The 3,974-nt window shown below is 36.2% G+C and carries 4 protein-coding genes; all 4 read right to left on the bottom strand.

Annotation, left to right across the window (positions count from 1 at the left end):
* On the bottom strand, positions 1 to 404 hold a 404-nt coding region (locus HMPREF2930_RS02445; RefSeq protein ID WP_017175573.1), incomplete at its 3' end, for a protein rep.
* A gap of 244 nt (positions 405 to 648) precedes the next feature.
* On the bottom strand, positions 649 to 1,911 hold the full coding sequence (mobV, locus tag HMPREF2930_RS02450; RefSeq protein WP_000119405.1) for a MobV family relaxase: 1,263 nt from the start codon (positions 1,909 to 1,911) through the stop codon (positions 649 to 651).
* 506 nt (positions 1,912 to 2,417) lie between these two features.
* Positions 2,418 to 2,822 carry a bleomycin binding protein gene (gene bleO / locus HMPREF2930_RS02455; protein ID WP_001242578.1) on the bottom strand — a complete coding sequence of 135 codons (405 nt, stop codon included), beginning with the start codon at positions 2,820 to 2,822 and terminating at the stop codon, positions 2,418 to 2,420.
* Between the two features lie 216 nt (positions 2,823 to 3,038).
* The gene (gene aadD1 / locus HMPREF2930_RS02460; RefSeq protein ID WP_001795128.1) at positions 3,039 to 3,809 is read right to left on the bottom strand and encodes an aminoglycoside O-nucleotidyltransferase ANT(4')-Ia; all 771 of its coding nucleotides are present in this window, start codon (positions 3,807 to 3,809) and stop codon (positions 3,039 to 3,041) included.
* Positions 3,810 to 3,974: the final 165 nt, after the last annotated feature.

A 3,974-nucleotide genomic window follows, 5' to 3' on the forward strand; every position in this document is an offset into this window, starting at 1 on the left:
TATACTATAAATTCAACTTTGCAACAGAACCCATTTTTAACTGTTAATGTGAGAAACAACCAACGAACTGTTGGCTTTTGTTTAATAACTTCAGCAACAACCTTTTGTGACTGAATGCCATGTTTCATTGCTCTCCTCCAGTTGCACATTGGACAAAGCCTGGATTTACAAAACCACACTCGATACAACTTTCTTTCGCCTGTTTCACGATTTTGTTTATACTCTAATATTTCAGCACAATCTTTTACTCTTTCAGCCTTTTTAAATTCAAGAATATGCAGAAGTTCAAAGTAATCAACATTAGCGATTTTCTTTTCTCTCCATGGTCTCACTTTTCCACTTTTTGTCTTGTCCACTAAAACCCTTGATTTTTCATCTGAATAAATGCTACTATTAGGACACATAATATTAAAAGAAACCCCCATCTATTTAGTTATTTGTTTAGTCACTTATAACTTTAACAGATGGGGTTTTTCTGTGCAACCAATTTTAAGGGTTTTCAATACTTTAAAACACATACATACCAACACTTCAACGCACCTTTCAGCAACTAAAATAAAAATGACGTTATTTCTATATGTATCAAGATAAGAAAGAACAAGTTCAAAACCATCAAAAAAAGACACCTTTTCAGGTGCTTTTTTTATTTTATAAACTCATTCCCTGATCTCGACTTCGTTCTTTTTTTACCTCTCGGTTATGAGTTAGTTCAAATTCGTTCTTTTTAGGTTCTAAATCGTGTTTTTCTTGGAATTGTGCTGTTTTATCCTTTACCTTGTCTACAAACCCCTTAAAAACGTTTTTAAAGGCTTTTAAGCCGTCTGTACGTTCCTTAAGGAATTCCTTAGTGCTTTCATAGATTAAACTCACATCACGCTTTAAATCGCTTATTTTAGACTTTAAAGACTTGTTTTCTTCAAGCAACTCATTATAATCATTTACATTTTCATTAAATCGCTCTACAAGACCACTATATTTTTCTTTAACTTGCCCATGTTCTTTACTTAATTTTTTATATTCTCTCGCCATATCAGTACTCATGAGATTTCTAACATGCTGTTTTAACCTATCGTTATCTCTCGCAGCAGTCACTAAGTTTTTATAATCACGCTCCGATATAACAACATTTTTGGTTGGTTTCTTTTCTGTTTTCATTATTTCTTTTCCCAAACCAAACATAGACTTTTCACCCGTTGGCACTTCAACACTTTTCATGTGTCGTTTCGCTGGTACTTCTAAATCTGATTTAACTTTATCGCTATAAGCAGTCCATTCATCTTTTTTAACTGCTAAATTTTTTTCTAGAAAATCAATCTCTTTTTCCAAAGTTTGTTTTTTAAATTTAGCTGTCTCAATATGTTTACGGTCAGAGCCACGTTCACCACGCTTCAACTCAAAACCCTGTTTTTTCATATGCTCGGGGAATTTATCTTGTAGCCATAACAGTTCTTGACGATTAAACACATTTTTTCCTTGCAGTTTTCCATCACGCATAGGCACAACACCTAAATGCATGTGAGGGGTTTGCTCATCATTATGAACTGTTGCATAAGCAATATTTTGCTTGCCATATCGTTCGGAAAATAATTTATAACTTTCCTCAAAAAATCGTTTTTGTTCTCCTGGATCCAGTTGCTCAAAAAAATCTCGGTCAGATGTTACTAGCAACTCATTTACAAGAACAGCATCTTTCCTCGTTTTTCTTGTACCTGTTTTTTGTGATTCAATAATTTCTTTGACACGTTCGTTGTAATCAATATTTTTATCATTTTTCAAATCATAATTTTCACGTGTTCGCTCATGGTCAATATCATCATTCGTTCTACTTTTTCGCTCTCTTTGATTATGAAATTGCATGCCTTTTAGTCCAGCTGATTTCACTTTTTGCATTCTACAAACTGCATAACTCATATGTAAATCGCTCCTTTTTAGGTGGCACAAATGTGAGGCATTTTCGCTCTTTCCGGCAACCACTTCCAAGTAAAGTATAACACACTATACTTTATATTCATAAAGTGTGTGCTCTGCGAGGCTGTCGGCAGTGCCGACCAAAACCATAAAACCTTTAAGACCTTTCTTTTTTTTACGAGAAAAAAGAAACAAAAAAACCTGCCCTCTGCCACCTCAGCAAAGGGGGGTTTTGCTCTCGTGCTCGTTTAAAAATCAGCAAGGGACAGGTAGTATTTTTTGAGAAGATCACTCAAAAAATCTCCACCTTTAAACCCTTGCCAATTTTTATTTTGTCCGTTTTGTCTAGCTTACCGAAAGCCAGACTCAGCAAGAATAAAATTTTTATTGTCTTTCGGTTTTCTAGTGTAACGGACAAAACCACTCAAAATAAAAAAGATACAAGAGAGGTCTCTCGTATCTTTTATTCAGCAATCGCGCCCGATTGCTGAACAGATTAATAATAGATTTTAGCTTTTTATTTGTTGAAAAAAGCTAATCAAATTGTTGTCGGGATCAATTACTGCAAAGTCTCGTTCATCCCACCACTGATCTTTTAATGATGTATTGGGGTGCAAAATGCCCAAAGGCTTAATATGTTGATATAATTCATCAATTCCCTCTACTTCAATGCGGCAACTAGCAGTACCAGCAATAAACGACTCCGCACCTGTACAAACCGGTGAATCATTACTACGAGAGCGCCAGCCTTCATCACTTGCCTCCCATAGATGAATCCGAACCTCATTACACATTAGAACTGCGAATCCATCTTCATGGTGAACCAAAGTGAAACCTAGTTTATCGCAATAAAAACCTATACTCTTTTTAATATCCCCGACTGGCAATGCCGGGATAGACTGTAACATTCTCACGCATAAAATCCCCTTTCATTTTCTAATGTAAATCTATTACCTTATTATTAATTCAATTCGCTCATAATTAATCCTTTTTCTTATTACGCAAAATGGCCCGATTTAAGCACACCCTTTATTCCGTTAATGCGCCATGACAGCCATGATAATTACTAATACTAGGAGAAGTTAATAAATACGTAACCAACATGATTAACAATTATTAGAGGTCATCGTTCAAAATGGTATGCGTTTTGACACATCCACTATATATCCGTGTCGTTCTGTCCACTCCTGAATCCCATTCCAGAAATTCTCTAGCGATTCCAGAAGTTTCTCAGAGTCGGAAAGTTGACCAGACATTACGAACTGGCACAGATGGTCATAACCTGAAGGAAGATCTGATTGCTTAACTGCTTCAGTTAAGACCGAAGCGCTCGTCGTATAACAGATGCGATGATGCAGACCAATCAACATGGCACCTGCCATTGCTACCTGTACAGTCAAGGATGGTAGAAATGTTGTCGGTCCTTGCACACGAATATTACGCCATTTGCCTGCATATTCAAACAGCTCTTCTACGATAAGGGCACAAATCGCATCGTGGAACGTTTGGGCTTCTACCGATTTAGCAGTTTGATACACTTTCTCTAAGTATCCACCTGAATCATAAATCGGCAAAATAGAGAAAAATTGACCATGTGTAAGCGGCCAATCTGATTCCACCTGAGATGCATAATCTAGTAGAATCTCTTCGCTATCAAAATTCACTTCCACCTTCCACTCACCGGTTGTCCATTCATGGCTGAACTCTGCTTCCTCTGTTGACATGACACACATCATCTCAATATCCGAATAGGGCCCATCAGTCTGACGACCAAGAGAGCCATAAACACCAATAGCCTTAACATCATCCCCATATTTATCCAATATTCGTTCCTTAATTTCATGAACAATCTTCATTCTTTCTTCTCTAGTCATTATTATTGGTCCATTCACTATTCTCATTCCCTTTTCAGATAATTTTAGATTTGCTTTTCTAAATAAGAATATTTGGAGAGCACCGTTCTTATTCAGCTATTAATAACTCGTCTTCCTAAGCATCCTTCAATCCTTTTAATAACAATTATAGCATCTAATCGGTTCTGTTGCAAAGTAAAAAAATATAGCTAA

The sequence above is a fragment of the Staphylococcus sp. HMSC068C09 genome, from assembly GCF_001813735.1.
Classification (GTDB): Bacteria; Bacillota; Bacilli; order Staphylococcales; family Staphylococcaceae; genus Staphylococcus; species Staphylococcus hominis.